Here is a 14481-nt window from a genome sequence, read left to right on the forward strand (position 1 = left end):
AACCCCTCAAGAGCGCACATGCGATGCGCTCGACATATCTCGGTTATGACAGACATGATTATAGCGATATTAACCTGTTACGCAATCGACCTGCGATGATCGGTCGGCGAGGAGCTGGGCGATGGGCGAGGATTTCGTTGAAGGTGCTCTTTAGATGTGTCGGCGCTTTTGCATTACGTAATGCAAAATGGTATAGTGAAGGCACTCTTCGAAAGGAGGAGCAATGGGAATGGCGACCTTGAACGTTCGCATGCCTGAGGACTTGAAACGAAACGGCGATCGCGTGCTCGAACGGGAGGGCGTAAGCGTGTCGGACGCCGTAAGGGGGCTTTACCGATATCTCGAGGATGAGCAGAAGGTGCCGGAATGGCTCATCGAAGGCACAGAATCGAAAGATGACGTGTTCGAGCGAAGGAGACGTGCTTTGCGCCAGCTCGTGGGCATCGTATCGCTCCCCCCGGATTTCGATTTCGACGCCGTTCGTCACGAGCGGTTGATGCGAAAGACCGAACCGGGGGTTCGGGTATGAAGATACTCTACGATGCGAACGTCGTGGTAGACATTCTTGGGAAGTCGGAAGATTTCTTTCATTCGTACGTTTCGTACGATGTTGCCCTGGCGAAGGAATTCACCCCGTATGCGACGGTTTCCTCTGTCTCTGATATCGTTTACGTGCTTGCTGCAAGGAAATACCTTTCGAAAAAGCAAGCACGTGCATCGGTCGCTGGCCTTATGGAAATGTTTGACCTGCTTGACGCCTTGCCCGTTGATTGCAAGCAGGCGAACGAAAGCGACATGGGCGACTTCGAAGACGCTCTCATCGCGTATGCTGCGAAAAGAAACGGAATCGATTTCATCATCACGCGCAACAAGAAGGATTTCCTTAAATCGCCCGTTCCCGCGCTGACTCCTAAGGAGTTCGTCGCCATTTACAAACCCGAGTGCTTGGAATACGAGATGGTTGATTTTTGACCGAGCATCTTCGCGGCTTCGGAGCGCGTTCGGCGAAGCAGCTTCTCGGGCTTTCGCGGTATGCCTTGCTTCCTGGAAAGTCATCGATCCGTCGCGCAGGGGTAGGCGAGCCGTTGGTTGCATCGGTGTTGCGAGGGCATGACAATAGGGCTGTCGAAACCAACGCGCGGCTTTGTCGCGCCGTCGAAAGCGAGGCCCGCATGATTCCCGATCAGTGGTACGCCATCATGGCATCTTCCGAAGTGAAGCGCGGCCGTCCGGTGGGCGTTCTGCGCTTTGGGCGACGGCTTGTGCTGTGGCGCGACGAGGACGGCAACGTGGCCTGCCTTGACGGCACGTGCTGTCATCGCGGGGCGGACTTGGCGGCGGGCCGCGTCGAGGGCGATCACGTGCACTGTCCCTTCCATGGATTGCGCTATGCGGCCGACGGGCGTGTGGTGGCCATTCCGGCGAACGGTCTCGATGCCGAGGTGCCCGAAAACTTCCGTGTGCGACCATGGCTCGCCGTTGATGCGTTCGGCTTCATCTGGGTGTTTTACGGCAAGCCCGAGGACGCTCCCGACGATCTGCCGATGTTCGAGGAGCTTCGCTACGGTTTCCCCTATGCGGAGCGCTCGGAGGTGTGGGACGTCCACTACTCGCGCGCTATAGAAAACCAGCTCGACGTCATCCATCTGCCGTTCGTGCATCCGAACACCATCGGGCGGGGTCACAAGACGCTCGTGAACGGCCCTGTGACGAAGTGGGATGACGAAACGCTCACGTTTTACGTGAAGAACGAGCCCGACTGTGGTCAGACGCCTCAGACGGCAGAGGAGATCGAGAATTGGGATGAGCTGACAAGCCTCCAATACCGTGTGCCGAATCTCTGGCAGAACCGCATATCCGACGACTTGCGCATCATGGCGGCGTTTGCTCCCATCGACGATGAGCATACGAAGATCTACCTGCGTCTTTACCAGCGTATGGTTCGCATCCCCGGTTTGCGTGGACTCATGTGCGCCGCGGGCAACGTGGCGAACGGTGTGATCCTCCATCAGGATCGGCGCGTTGTTCTCACGCAGCGTCCGAAGAAGACCGAGCTCCAGATGGGAGAGAACCTGCTTCGCGGCGATAGCCCCGTTATTGAGTTCCGCTCCCGTCGTGAGGAGCTTAAGCGGGGCGGCAAAGGTTGTGAGTAGCGAAACGCGTTCGCGGTGATTCATCGTGCTGGAACCGTGCTGGGTAACCGTGCGTGAGGTATCCGCACGACTGCTCGTTTGCTATTTCGCCCGCATCGCTTAGAATAGCGGTGCGGCGTCGCGGGGGCGCTGCACCGCGAAAGCGCATCGTGCGAACGGGCGAGGGGGTGAGGTTCGGATGCTGGAAGATTTGGTGGTGTGGTACCTGTTTATTGGCGGAGCTGGCGCTGGGCTGCTGTTTTCGGCCGCCGTACTCGAATCGCTCTCGCCGCATGCCGTAGACCGCACCCGCGCCGCGCGCAGCAATCGGTATGTGCCGAAGGAGGCGTACGCCCGCTTTTTCGGGCCAGCGTACGGCGTAGGCATCGCCGCTGTGGCGCTGGGGATGCTGTGCCTGCTGCTCGATCTCGGTCGTAGCGATCGGGCTCTTGCCCTCTTTTTGCAGCCGACCCCCTCATTCATCACGGTCGGCGCGTTCGCGCTCGTGATCTTGATGCTGATCGCTGCCGTGTTGTTTGCGGTTTGGATGCTCGGCGCGTTGTCGCTTCCGAAAGCTGCGGCGTGCGCCGTGCGCGTGTGCTGTATGGTGGCGGCAGCAGTCGTGATGGTGTATACGGGGCTTTTCCTTTCGAGCATGTCTTCGGTGCCCCTGTGGGCATCGCCCTGGCTGCCGGTGCTGTTCGTCGCCTCGGCGCTGTCGGCGGGACTGGCTCTTCTCGTGTGTGTGATTGTGCTCACAGGCTCGGGCGACGAGTTCACAACGACGCTTCGCCGCATCCAAAAAGCCGATGCCGTTATCATCGTGTGCGAACTCGCCGTCCTCGCCTTGTTCGTTGCCTCGGCTGTTTTCGGCGGCGATACTGCGCGCCTATCTGCAGAGCGCCTTATACAGGGCGATCTTGCGAGCGTCTTCTGGGGCTGCGTTGTCGTGCTCGGGTTGGCGGCGCCCCTCGTGCTCGAGGCGGTCAACCGGGCTATGAACCCGTATGCGGTGATAGCGACAGGGGGGCTTGTGCTGGCAGGCGGGTACTTCCTTCGCTGGTGTGTAGCCGAGGCGGGTATGGCACCCGATATCGTGGCTTCGGTCATGGGCGTGCTTGGGATACAATGAGTGCGATCACGGAAGACATAAGCGAGAGGTGCAGATAAGCGACGTGGTGTTGTTCGAGGTAGACAAAGAGAGCGATCTTCCCATCTGGGTGCAGTTGCGAAACCGCCTGGTCTACCTGATAACGACGGGGTATTACAAGCCGGGTGAGAAGCTGCCGACCGTGCGCGGTTTGGCAGCCGAGATATCCATCAACTTCAACACGGTCAACAAGGCCTATATCAGCTTGGTTGACGAGGGCTACATCGATTCGAAGCCCGGTCGCGGTGCGATCGTGCGCGAGGTCGAGCAGGAACAGAAGGAAAAGTTTGAATCGGTCGACACGCTCATCGAGGATTGCGTGGATGCGTGTCTGGCCATGGGGCTTACGTTCGACGATGTGAACAAACGCATCAAGAAGAAGATGCGCGAGATGGAAAAGACCAGAACCGATGGCTGAGGCGGGACGAAAGAGGACGGGCCGTATGAAAGACGAGAAGGCGAAGGTCAAAGAAGCGGGCCGCCACGGGGTGGTAGCCGAAACCCAGGTGCTTGAAACCGATCGAGTCGCATCGAAGGCAGGTGCGCTCATATTCGCGATCGCGCTGTTTGTGGTCGTATTCGCTCTCGTGCAGGGCGTATGGCTGTACGCGGCGGGCGCTGCCGATGTGGCGAGTGTGGCCGTTTCGATTATCGTGGCATGGCTTGCGACGTCTGCCGTGCACATTGCAAACCAATGGGAAAAGATAGTCGTGCTCAGGTTCGGCAAGCTCAACAGGGTGTCGGGGCCGGGGCTCGTGTTCACGATACCGATCGTCGAGCACTGCTCGCTTCGGGTGGACATGCGCACGCGCTCGGTTCCGTTCGGGGCGAAGCAAACGCTCACGGCCGATCTCATTCCGCTCGACATCGATGCCGTGCTGTACTGGATGGTGTGGGATGCCGAGAAGGCGTGCATGGAAATCAACAACTACAGCCTCGCCGTGCAGCTGGCCGCCCAAACCGCGCTGCGCGATGCGATCGGCCGCTCGAGCGTGGCCGAGATAACCATCCGCCGCAACCAGCTCGACAAGGAGCTCACCCAGGTGCTCGACGAGAAGACGTCTGCGTGGGGGATTACCATCATGTCGGTCGAGATCAGGGATATCATCGTGCCCGAGGCGCTCCAAGAGGCCATGTCTCTTGAGGCGCAAGCCGAACAGCGCAAAAAGGCGCGCATCATCCTCATGGAGGCGGAACAGGCGATTTCCGAGATGGCAACCGAAGTGGGCGAGACGTACGGCGACAACGACAATGCGATGAAGCTCAGGCGCATGCACCTTCTGTACGAGAGCGTGCGCGACACGGGCGGCACGGTTGTGGTGCCGAGCTCGTTTGCCGAAGGATTCGGCGACGTGTTCCCCGATGATGTGGGAAAAATCCTCGGGAAATAGCGCTTTGCGCGCTGAATTTATCCACAAAATAGAATAATTCGTTCGAAAGTTGTACTAGGACAAGTCTTGATTATCCTAGTACAACTTGGTATCGTGCAACCAGTGGGATTTGGCCAATTCTCAGAAGGTATAGTGGGGGATATCCTGAAGGATGGGGTTCGCGTCGCATGCATTGGGCGATGGGAGCCAGAAGGGGATATCCCGACAGAATCTTAGGAGGAGAAATGTCGGGAACGAACAGCTCGCAAGGCGGGCTTACCCGTAGAAGCTTTCTCAAGACGACCGGGGCTGTGGCGGGAGCTGCGGGGGTTGTGGGTGTCAGCTCGATGCTGAGCAGCGTCGCCGTTACGGAAGCGCACGCCGAGGGAGCTGCAGCCGTTGACGGCGAACAGGTTTTTCGCACATCATGCCGGGGTAATTGCGGTAGTCGCTGTCCGCAAGAAGTAGTAGTTCGAGACGGCAAGGTTGTACGTACGACCGCAGCGCAGCTTCCCGGCGAGGACAACGTTCGCCGTCGACTATGCGTGAAAGGCTATACGCAACCGCAGCGCCTTTACGAGCCCGATCGCCTGAAATACCCCATGAAGCGCGTCGGATGGAGCCCTGAGAGCCCTAACGGAGAGCAGCGTGGTAACGACGAATGGGAGCGCATCAGCTGGGACGAAGCCATTGAAACTGTTTCTGCGGAAATAGGCAGGATCATGAAAGAGCACGGACCCTCGTCTGTTGCCCTTTGGACCTCCTACGGGTCGAACAACGTACTGAACGGTACGTCGGCTGGGTTCATGTCGGTTGCGTACGGTCGCTTCATCACCTCAACGGGTATCACGGTGCTTGGTGCAAGCGCAGACTATGCCCAGCTCAAAACTCAGATGTCCGATCTTGCGGTGACGGGCAACGATTGCGCCGACATTGCAAATTCGAAAACCATCATGGCGTGGGGCGGCAATCCAGCTGAAGCATACATCCACGATTGGCAGTTCGTCTGCGAGGCTCGCGAGAAGGGTGCAAAACTTATCACGATCGACCCGCAGTATACGGCGTCAGCCATGCATTCCGATATCTACGTGCCGATTCGCCCCGGAACTGATGGTGCATTAATGCTCGGAATGGCAAACTACATCATTGAAAACGATCTGATCGATTATGATTTTATGAAACAAAAAACCGTGTCGCCGCTGCTCATTAAAGAGGACGGCACGTATTTTCGTATGAGCGACCTCGGCGTTGAGCCTACTGAGGGACCAATCAATCCTTATACGGGCATGCCGAGCATCATCGATCCGAATGTCGTATGGGATAGTGCGGCGAACGGCCCCGTTATGGCTGCGATGGCGAGCGATCCCGAGCTGCTCGGCAGCTTCGAGGTCGAGGGCGTGAGCGTGCAGACTGTGTATCAGAAGACCAAAGACAGTATCACTGAGTATACGGTGGAAAAGGCTGCGGAGATATGCGATCTTCCCGTGGAGACCGTGGAGATGTTGGCAAAAACCTATGCCACTGAAGGTCCCGTCGCGGTTCTCACGTATCAGGGCATCGGCCATCACGTGAATTCGCACCATAACTATAAAAACCTGTCGTTGATTGGGGCTCTTACGGGAAATGCCGGGAAACCTGGAGCAATGCTATTTCGTGCTTACGGAACCAGCATGCCAACGAATTCGCAAGAGTTTATGCTGGGCAAAGTCGCGCTCAACATTTGCGGAATGTACTTACCGCAGATCATTGAGACAAAGAAGTGGGCGGGCAATGATCTCGATATTCGCATGCTGTTCTGCACGAACGGCAATATGCTGTCCTGTGAATCGGGTCGCGTGAAGCTGATTGAAGCCGTTAAGAAAGTTGATTGTATCGTGTGCGCCGATGTCAACATGACGGACACCGCCCGTTTTGCCGACATTCTTCTGCCTGTCACGCATGCATATGAGACGGAAGATTTCGACGGCGGAGGTTCTACGCCCTTCCCGACGTATTACCATAAAGTTGTCGACCCCCACTATGAATGCAAGACAGATTTGGAGATCATGCGTCTTATCGCAGACAAGCTCGGTATGGGGGAGATATACGCGAAATCGGACGAAGAATTCCTTCGTGCCATTATCGACACCCCCGCAAATATCCAAGGCGGTTGCGGCTACGATGACTTCCATAAAGGGGAGCTGGTAAAGAACTATGCGTTTACCGAAAAGGTCCTTGTCGATACGTTTGAGAAAACGCCGACCCAGCGACTGCAGTACTACATAGAAAAGCCCATGCCGCGAAACAATTTCGGCCAGGAGATCGCCGACTACGAGCGAATCCCGCATTACGAGCACGCCAACGAAGCGTACTGGGAAAACCCTCTTCGCGAAAAGTATCCGCTCATGGGATGTAGCGAGCATCCGAAGTACCACGTACACTCGCAATGCGCGCATACGCCGTGGCTCAGGGAGCTGGAACCCGAGCCACTGCTCAAAGTGAACGCAAGCGATGCAAAAGAGCGCGGCATCGAGCAGGGCGATGTGGTCAAGGTGTATAACGACCACGGCTACGCCGTGCTCAAGGCACTTGTAACGGAAGGCATCAAGCCGGGCGTTGTTTCGATTCCCCATGGATGGCAGCAGGAGCAGTTTGTGGAAGGGCACACGCAGGACCTGACCAGCATTCAGATGAACGATTTCGTGTCGAACAGCGCGTTCTATGACTTCCTGTGCGAAGTCGAGAAGTATCAGTAAGGGGGCTGCCATGCAGTATGGAATGGTGATCGATACGAAACGCTGCGTTGGATGCAACGCATGCACCTTGGCGTGCAAAATGGTCAACAACATACCTGATAACGTGTTTTGGACCCGTGCTTTGACAGTCGGTGGCGACATGCCTGACATTCCGTCGGGCGTATACCCCGATGTGTCGATGAAGTACGTGACGGTAAGCTGCCAGCATTGCGAGAACCCCGCCTGTGCGAAGGTGTGTCCCGTTGGTGCGACCTATCGCGACGAATCTACGGGGATTGTGCGTCAGGACTACGACAAGTGCATCGGCTGCCGCATGTGCATGGCTGCCTGCCCGTACACGGGCGTGCGCTCGTTCAACTGGGAAGAGCCGAAGTACGCGGTCGACCACGCGATAGGAGATGCCGATATTCCGAAGCACCAGAAACACGTCGTTGAGAAATGCACGTTCTGCTATCAGCGGCAAGCCCGGGGCGAGGTGCCCGCTTGCATGGATCTCTGCCCGGCAAGGGCACGCCATTACGGCGACTTCGACGATCCTGATTCCGAGGTGTCGCAGTTGATCCGCGAGCGTGAGTACATGCAGTTGCTTCCCGAGATGGGAACCAGCCCCTCCGTCTACTACCTCGTCTAAGCAGAAAGGGAGAGAACAATGTCTGAGAACAACCAGGCGACGACGTCGCCCAAGGCCCCTGCTGCCGGGTTCGGGGGCAGAGGCCTCAACATCGGCATCGTCGTAGCTGCCGTCGTGACCGTCGCCGGCATCGCGCTGTGGGGGGTCCAGCTCACAGGCGGCCTCGCGCAGACCGGCATGCGCAACATGGACTCGTGGGGGCTCTACATCACCTGCTTCATGTTCCTCGTGGGCCTGTCGGCCGGCGGCCTCATCATCAGCTCGGTGCCCCGCGCGTTCGGCATGAAGGGCTTCGGCGGCATCTCGAAGGTGGCCGTGTGGACCTCGATCTGCTGCACGGTGCTCGCCATCGCCTTCGTGGTCGTGGACCTCGGCCAACCCCTTCGCCTGTGGGAGCTCTTCGCCTACTCCAATCTGGGCTCGCCCCTCATGTGGGACATCGCTGTCATCTCGATCTACCTGATCCTCTCGGTCGTCTACCTCTGGGCGACGCTGCGCGCCGAGGCGGGGAAAGTCTCCGAGAAGGCGCTGCGCGTCGTATCGGTGGTCGCGCTCGCGTGCGCCGTGCTCGTGCACAGCGTGACCGCCTGGATATTCGGGCTGCAGCAGGCCCACGAGTTCTGGCACACCGCTTTGCTCGCACCGTGGTTCGTGACCTCCGCCCTCGTGTGCGGCACCGCGCTCGTGCTCGTGGTCGTCATCGCGCTGCGGAGGGCCGGCTACATGGAGCTCGAGCAGGGGAACGTCGCGAAGATGGCGAAGATGCTCGGGGCGTTCGTGTGCGTGGACCTCTACTTCTTCGCCTGCGACCTGCTCACGTCCGCCTTCCCGGGCGGTTCGGGCGCCGAGGTGGTCGAGATGCTCGTATCGGGCCCCCTCGCGCCGTTCTTCTGGGTCGAGGTCGTCGGCTGCGCGCTGGCCGCTGTCGTCTGCTTCGTGCCGAAGCTGCGCACCGACCCGCTGCTCGTCGCCGCCGGCCTGCTCGCCATCGCCGGCATCTTCTGCAAGCGCGTGCAGCTGCTCGTCGGGGGCTTCCAGATACCGAACCTCGACTACGCGGGCCCGATGACCCAGTACTCCGCCACCGACTGGACGGCCGGCATGGCGGGAGCCTACCAGGGCATGGTGTACTGGCCGACCCCCCTCGAGTTCGGCGTGGCGCTCGGGGTGTTCGGCCTCGGGGCGCTCATGCTGCTGCTCGGCCTCAAGTACCTGCCCCTCAAGCCGACGGAGGACTCGCACTAGCACAGATCCGCCGGGGCGCCCGCTGCTGCTGCGGGCGCCCCAGGCGGCTCCGACGGAGGATGAACATGGTCAAAAAGACCCTCGCAACCCTCGCGGCGTTCCTGCTCGCAGGCGCGTGCGTGTTCGGCGCGGGCGCGCTCGCCGACCCGTCGGCGGGGCTCCCGAAGGCGATCGCCGCGGACTCGCCGTGCCCCGCGACCGCGTGCGCGTCGGGCGCGTGCCACGGGTTCGGCGACGTGCCCGAGCCCGACGGCGTCCACGAGATGGAGTGCCCCGAGGCGTCGTGCGCGAGCGCCGAGTGCCACGCGTGGGACGTGCTGACAACCCGTTACTACCAGCCGAGCGACATGAGCCTGAACCTCTGGGTGCTCGCGCCCGTCGCGCTCGTGGTCGGCCTCGTGCTGCTCGTGAAGAAGGTGAAGTAGATGGACCGGAAGCGTTTCGTCGTAGACGCCATCGCACTCGCCGTCTACCTCGTTGTCGCCAACCCCGCCCTTACCGGCATCGCCGTCCACGAATGGCTGGGGCTCGCCGTGTTCGTCGTGTTCCTCGCGCACGCCGTCCAGCATGCCGGATGGATCGCCGATACCGTCAGCACGGCCGTGAAGTCGCCTGCGCCTGCGCGCATAGCAAACCTTGCGCTCGATGCGCTCATCCTGGTCGCGTTCATGGTCGTGACGGTGTCGGGGCTGCTGGTCTCGGGCGCCGTGCTGCCGGCGCTCGGGCTGTACGCCGACGGCTACTACTTCTGGGATCCGCTGCACTCGATAGCGGCCAAGGCGCTCCTGGCGCTGCTGCTCGTGCACGTGGTCGTGCATTGGAAGTGGCTGTGCAACTTCGCGAAGCAGAAGAAGGGCGGGCCAGGCGAGGGGCCAAGGTGCGACCCAGGAAGGGCCCGAGTGCGGCCGAAACGATGATGATGCCGAGTAAAAGCCGACAGAGGGGGCTGCAATGACCGAGAACGACCCGGCCGAAAGCGGCGCGCCCGTGAGCCCGCAGGTTCTCGCCACCGCCTGCGAGCTCCTCGCGCTCTGCTGATACGTACTTTGGGTTAATGCTTACCGTGCTGCTTGAGTCTATATCTTGCCCCCATTTCGAGAAATATTCGGGAATCTATACTCATCATTTCGTGCAAAATAATTGAAATGCTGAGGTCGAAAATGCTTTTCAAACGTAAGGCCTACGATGTCTCCTTATTCGAAGCAGAACGGCGGAGAATCGGTCGTGCTCATCGGTGGCGCGACGCACCGGTAAAAGCACCCTGGCAGAGCGGTTCGCGCAAAGTGTGTGCGAATCGTACCTGCTTATCAACTTCGAAACCGCCCTTCGCTCAGGGTTTCTCTCTGCGTTTTTTGGTAACGCTTGTAGTCGGACTCTCGTAGCCGAAACGGCTGAAAGTTCGGATTTTCTAAACCATGCGGGAGTCGAAGATCGGGGAAGGGGTGGCAAGCCTCAAGCGATTGCGGAAGAAGGTGTCGGAGAATCCGAACGTGCGAACGCGTCCCCCGGAGTTCGTCGCCGTCATAGCGGGAGTGTCTGAGTATGCACGGAAGGTTGAAGATGGCGTGTACGTAATTCCTCTCAGGTCGCTCGGGGCATAGGCAAATTGCGATCAATGTCCCTCTTCTGCACCTGCAAAGCTGTTGTCCATCTTCCTCACCCGCTCTAAGAACACGCGCGCGGCGGGGGAGAACGCCTGATGGCGCTTCCAAGCTAGGGTAAGGCGGGCCGTCTTCTCCGGCGCAAGCGGTTTGAAGAGCAAGCCGTCAGCGACTCCTTCCGCACGCACGATACCGTCGATGCTGATGGCGTACCCGACGCCGGCCCTCACGAGTGCGCACGCGTTATACAGCAAGTTGAACGTAGCAGCGATGTTCAACCGGGATGCTTCGCGGCCGAGCCACGCTTCCATCTCGCCTACCGCCTGGCGCGAAAGGATGAGCGGTTTTTCCCTCAAATCGCGGGGGCCAACGGCGTCAAGGTGCGCAAGCGGATCGTCGGGGCGCATGAACACGCCCCACGTATCGACGGCGGCAAGCGGCGCCTCGTCGTACTTGCCTAAATCGGCTTCCCCTACGAACAAGCCGAAATCCAAACGGCCTGTATCAAGCCTTTCGGTCACGTCTTCGGCATTACCGCTGAACAATTGAAACCGGATGCCCGGATGCTCAAGCCGAATCTCTTCGATCACGCGGGCGATGAGATCGATTGCGGGCGTTTCTCCGCCTCCGATGCGCACTTCGCCTTCGACTGCGTTGCCTAAAACGCGAAACTCCGATTCGGTTCTGCCAACCAAGTCCACTATCTCTTCGGCCCGTTTTCGCAGACGGTTTCCTGCATCGGTAAGCTCGATACGCCGTCCGCCGCCTCGGGTGAACAGGGTGGTGCCCAGCTCCCGTTCGAGTTCCATGATCTGGCGCGATAGCGTGGGTTGCGACACGTGCAAGGCGCTTGCCGCGTCCGAGATGGTTCCTTCGCGTGCAATCATGAGAAAGTATTGCAGCACCCTCAGTTCCATAGGTTTTCCTCTTCCCAAAGTATTCGAATATTGAATGAATAACTATGTAATATAGATATTTTACATGAAATCAGAACAAGCATAGAATCAAACACGATAACCGGTGCTGGCGCTCAACCATGGATGCTGCCGGCTGATGCAAGGAGGCTAGCAAGTCGTGATCAAGCAGAAACCAGGTCTTATGACCTTCATCCTCGCCGTGGGCGTATTCGGCATATTGAACACCGAGATGGGCGTGGTCGGCATCATACCCGAGGTATCCCAGTGCTTCCAGGTCAGCGTGGTCGACGCAGCGCTGCTCGTGAGCGGCTTTGCGCTCGTGGTGGCTCTTGCCGGTCCCACGATGCCGCTTCTGTTCTCAAAGGTGAATCGGAAAACGGTCATGCTTTTGTCGCTGGGTGTTTTCACCGTGTGCAACACCGCGGCGGTGTTCGCGCCGAGCTTCGAAGTGCTCATGGCGCTTCGTGTGATTCCTGCGGCCTTCCATCCGCTGTACGTTTCGATGGCGCTTGCCGTCGCCTCGCAGATGGGCGATGCGAAGCAGGCGGCCAAAGCAAGTGCGCGGGTGTTCGTGGGGGTCTCGGCGGGCATGGTGGTCGGTGCTCCTGTGGCCGCGCTGCTTGCGAGCGTCGTATCGTTCGAGGCTTCCATGGCGTTCTTTGCCGTCGGCACCGCGGCCGTGTTTGTTATGACCGTGTTTTTAGTGCCGACGATGCCCGTTGAGAAGAGAATTTCCTATGCAGGTCAGATCGCTGTTCTCAAAAAGCCGCTGGTGTGGATGTCTCTTATCTCGGTCGTCGCCCTCAACGGAGCCATGTTCGGATTCTACGGTTACTTGGCTGATTTTCTTAGCACCGTGACGGGGTTGGGGGTTGCGGGCGTGAGCGCTATGCTGCTCGTGTACGGCTTGGCCAACATCGTGGGTAACCTGATTGCGGGTCGGACGCTCGCTTCCCGGGCGGCGCAGACGATCGCAGTCATTCCCTTCGCCCTCGGCGTTGCCTTTGCCGTCTTGTTCCTCGTCGGACAGTTGAGCGTGGGATCGGCCATCGCCGTGAGCGTTCTCGGGGTGTTCGTGGGCATCGCGAACAACGTGAACCAGTACCTCGTTTCGACTGCGGCGCCCGAAGCGCCCGATTTCGCGAACGGCCTCTACCTCACCGCTGCGAACCTGGGCGTTACGGCGGGCACTGCGCTGTGTGGCGTCTTCATCGATGCTGTCGATACCCGGTTCGCCCTTGTCGGATCACTCGTTTTGGTTGCAACGGCGATCGTGCTCATTGGCGTTCGGCAGACTCTGGCCCGCAGGGCTGGTGGCATACGTACCCAGGCCGCCGCCGCAGGCGTTCGGTAGCTGGATGCATCGGAAGCGCCAACGCTCGGGCGAAGGTTGTCGGGCGAAGCGCTTCTTTCGTGATGGGGCTTCGCATGGGCGGTGCGCACTCATCTGGAAGCAGCGGAGCGATTAGAAAGGCGCACAACATGAGCGATAACCGAAAACAGGGAATCCCGCGCAGGACGTTTCTGAAAGTGTCGGTGGCCTTGGGGGCTACGGCAGTGCTGGGCGGGTGCGCAGCCTCGGATGAGGTTCCTGTCCCCGAACGCAACGGCGCGGCACCCGTTCCCGAAGACGACGCTTCGGGAGGCGCGATACCCGATCCCCCTCTTCCCTACGATGGGGTCTTTCCAGGCCACGAACCCTACGGCGAGGGGATCGGCGCATGCCCGGGCCGTGTCGTGTGGGAGCATGATGCGGCAACGGTTGCCTGGGATGGCGAAGGGTACTGGTGGCGAACCGAAAACTTCGACGAAGAGGCGGTGCAAAGGCTCGTCGACGATGCGATCGCCGTGCTCGGCGGCCAGGATTCCGCAGCCGCAGGCTGGCAGGAGCTGTTCCGCGCCCACAACGAGCGAAGCGGGAGATTGGGCGGATACCAGCCGGGGCAAACCATAGCCATCAAGGCGAACATCAACGGTTCGGGCGTATTCGGGGACGATGACTCGGGGGAAACGCAGCTCAGCTACACGAACCCGGTGCTCCTGCGCGCTCTTATTGCATCCATGGTCGAAGACGCGAGCATTGCTGCGGGCGACATCGTCGTGTACGACGCCTCGCGGCTGTTTCCGCGTCCTTTGGTCGAATACGTCAGGCAGGGCGATCTTGCAGACGTCCGCTTCGTCGGTCGCGACACCGCCGTCGCCGACGAAAGCGCGCCCATCCGGTGGTCGCACAAATTCTCAGGGTCGACGTGCTATCTTCCCACGTGCGTAACCGAAGCCGATTACCTCGTGAACCTCGCAAACCTCAAAGGTCACAGCTACGGCATAACGCTCTGCGGCAAGAACCACTTCGGATCGTTTCTCAACGGAAACGAGCCTGCCGTCACCGAGCGCAACGGGGCTCTCCGCAACAACCCCAACGTGGAAAACTACCTCCACGAAGCCGCTCTTGCCGCCGCGGGATCGCCGTCGGGTGCAGTCTACGGAGCCGCAGTCGGCGCTTCGCCGGCCAACCTCGGCGTGCACGAGCACTGGAACAACGCGGCCGAGAAGCTTTACGGTCGCAATCTCGGTAGACCTGAGGGCATCGAGCTGGTGGCGAGGGAGTTCGGTGCTTCGGGGTAGGAGACGGGGTTGCGCGCCGGCTCGGAGCATTGATGCGCCAAATCGCCGTCGGGCGCCGTGCGCTCGTCCGGGGCG

At 59.7% G+C, this 14481-nt stretch carries 14 protein-coding genes; 13 read left to right on the plus strand and 1 reads right to left on the minus strand.

Annotation, left to right across the window (positions count from 1 at the left end):
• Positions 1-223: 223 nt before the first annotated feature.
• The 11 genes from FJE54_RS07780 to FJE54_RS07830 all read left to right on the plus strand — a co-directional run bounded on the left by FJE54_RS07780 (position 224) and on the right by FJE54_RS07830 (position 10180).
• Positions 224-529: a type II toxin-antitoxin system RelB/DinJ family antitoxin gene (locus FJE54_RS07780; protein ID WP_139652116.1), complete on the plus strand. Its 306-nt coding sequence runs from the start codon at positions 224-226 to the stop codon at positions 527-529.
• Positions 526-972, plus strand: a complete 447-nt coding sequence (locus FJE54_RS07785; RefSeq protein WP_139652117.1) for a type II toxin-antitoxin system VapC family toxin — start codon at positions 526-528, stop codon at positions 970-972. Before FJE54_RS07780 ends, FJE54_RS07785 begins: the two co-directional genes overlap by 4 nt.
• Positions 973-1172: 200 nt before the next feature.
• Positions 1173-2153 carry a Rieske 2Fe-2S domain-containing protein gene (locus FJE54_RS07790; protein WP_139652118.1) on the plus strand — a complete coding sequence of 327 codons (981 nt, stop codon included), beginning with the start codon at positions 1173-1175 and terminating at the stop codon, positions 2151-2153.
• Between the two features lie 178 nt (positions 2154-2331).
• Positions 2332-3264 carry an NrfD/PsrC family molybdoenzyme membrane anchor subunit gene (nrfD, locus tag FJE54_RS07795; protein ID WP_139652119.1) on the plus strand — a complete coding sequence of 311 codons (933 nt, stop codon included), beginning with the start codon at positions 2332-2334 and terminating at the stop codon, positions 3262-3264.
• A 28-nt stretch (positions 3265-3292) separates the two neighbouring features.
• Positions 3293-3700: a GntR family transcriptional regulator gene (locus tag FJE54_RS07800; protein WP_255467274.1), complete on the plus strand. Its 408-nt coding sequence runs from the start codon at positions 3293-3295 to the stop codon at positions 3698-3700.
• Between the two features lie 25 nt (positions 3701-3725).
• On the plus strand, positions 3726-4673 hold the full coding sequence (locus FJE54_RS07805; RefSeq protein ID WP_255467275.1) for a slipin family protein: 948 nt from the start codon (positions 3726-3728) through the stop codon (positions 4671-4673).
• A gap of 224 nt (positions 4674-4897) precedes the next feature.
• Positions 4898-7387 (plus strand): molybdopterin-containing oxidoreductase family protein, encoded by a 2490-nt coding sequence (locus FJE54_RS07810; protein ID WP_139652121.1) that lies wholly within the window; start codon positions 4898-4900, stop codon positions 7385-7387.
• A gap of 10 nt (positions 7388-7397) precedes the next feature.
• Positions 7398-8018, plus strand: a complete 621-nt coding sequence (locus tag FJE54_RS07815) for a 4Fe-4S dicluster domain-containing protein (RefSeq protein WP_139652122.1) — start codon at positions 7398-7400, stop codon at positions 8016-8018.
• An 18-nt stretch (positions 8019-8036) separates the two neighbouring features.
• Entirely contained in the window at positions 8037-9263 is a 1227-nt protein-coding gene (gene nrfD / locus FJE54_RS07820; protein ID WP_139652123.1) for an NrfD/PsrC family molybdoenzyme membrane anchor subunit, read from the plus strand.
• Between the two features lie 65 nt (positions 9264-9328).
• Entirely contained in the window at positions 9329-9688 is a 360-nt protein-coding gene (locus FJE54_RS07825) for a hypothetical protein (protein WP_139652124.1), read from the plus strand.
• Positions 9689-10180, plus strand: a complete 492-nt coding sequence (locus tag FJE54_RS07830; RefSeq protein WP_139652125.1) for a DUF4405 domain-containing protein — start codon at positions 9689-9691, stop codon at positions 10178-10180.
• A 695-nt stretch (positions 10181-10875) separates the two neighbouring features.
• Here the strand turns inward: FJE54_RS07830 and FJE54_RS07835 are convergent.
• Positions 10876-11781: a LysR family transcriptional regulator gene (locus FJE54_RS07835; protein WP_139652126.1), complete on the minus strand. Its 906-nt coding sequence runs from the start codon at positions 11779-11781 to the stop codon at positions 10876-10878.
• Between the two features lie 157 nt (positions 11782-11938).
• Here FJE54_RS07835 and FJE54_RS07840 point away from each other — a divergent pair, with 157 nt between their 5' ends.
• Both FJE54_RS07840 and FJE54_RS07845 read left to right on the plus strand, forming a co-directional pair.
• Positions 11939-13135 (plus strand): MFS transporter, encoded by a 1197-nt coding sequence (locus tag FJE54_RS07840; RefSeq protein WP_218971900.1) that lies wholly within the window; start codon positions 11939-11941, stop codon positions 13133-13135.
• Positions 13136-13263: 128 nt separating this feature from the next.
• Entirely contained in the window at positions 13264-14406 is a 1143-nt protein-coding gene (locus FJE54_RS07845; RefSeq protein WP_139652127.1) for a DUF362 domain-containing protein, read from the plus strand.
• Positions 14407-14481 lie beyond the last annotated feature (75 nt).

Source organism: Raoultibacter phocaeensis (assembly GCF_901411515.1).
Classification (GTDB): Bacteria; Actinomycetota; Coriobacteriia; order Coriobacteriales; family Eggerthellaceae; genus Raoultibacter; species Raoultibacter phocaeensis.